Raw genomic sequence first — 928 nt, forward strand, 5'->3', positions numbered from 1 at the left:
GGTTTTAATCAGCCCTGTAATTGTATTGTATTTAACAAAGCAGATTTAGAAATTCCTATTTTGGGATATAACCCAAAACTAAATGCTGTTATCGAAAACATGCTCCACGAAAGGTTAAGACAAGCAGCAGAAGGAGTAAGGTTTAGTGCAAAAGTAAAGGAAGCCATTTTGAATAATTATCAATTTGACTTCCCTCAATTAGAAAACATAGCTGTCTTTTTAAATATTACCCCCCGAACTTTACAAAGAAAATTACAAGACGAGAATACAACTTATAGAACACTCAGTGATCTGGTAAAGTATGAGCTTGCAGCTGCTTTGTTGAAACATAATGAACTGTCTATTTCGGAAATTGCCTATAAGCTTGGTTATACCGATCCGAGCACTTTCAGAAAAGCCTTTAAACAATGGAGTGGAAACACACCTGCAGATTACAAAAGCAAAATTACGCTTTAAATTTAACCCAAATATATTCGTCATACACGTTATTATTTTTAATAACAGACTTTTTATGAATGCATTCTAGTGCATATCCATTCTTCTCTAATACCTTCATAGATGCCTTATTATATTCAAAAACGCCAGCTTCTATCCTTGTGATATCAAAAGTTTTAAAAGCATAATCGGTCATCAATTTAATAGCTTCAGTTGTAATTCCCTTACCCCAAAATGGTTCGGCAACCCAGTAACCAATTCTAGCATTAAATCTATAAACATTCTCTTTTGGGGTAATACCAATATCCCCGCAAAAATTCCCATTATAAAAAACAAGAAACCTCTCGGCGGTTATTTTATCTAGGTTTTTTTGAAACAATTCTATTCCATCATTTCTGGTATAAGAATTAGAGGGCATATCTAATTTATTGTTCAATATGCTTGGGTTGTTCTTAAATTTAACAAACTCATCAAGATATTGAATATCATAATG

General features: G+C 32.8%; 2 protein-coding genes. One reads left to right on the forward strand and one right to left on the reverse strand.

Features of this window, described 5'->3' with window-relative positions:
- On the forward strand, positions 1-456 hold a 456-nt coding region (locus AC1DND_RS28585; protein ID WP_477586313.1), incomplete at its 5' end, for a helix-turn-helix domain-containing protein.
- On the opposite strand, the gene AC1DND_RS28590 is transcribed toward AC1DND_RS28585, so the two are convergent.
- Positions 446-928, reverse strand: a 483-nt coding sequence (locus tag AC1DND_RS28590) for a GNAT family N-acetyltransferase (RefSeq protein ID WP_477586315.1), incomplete at its 5' end; no start/stop codon positions are given. The two genes, AC1DND_RS28585 and AC1DND_RS28590, sit on opposite strands and share 11 nt — an antisense overlap.

This window comes from Pedobacter sp. 01N416 (genome assembly GCF_056399685.1).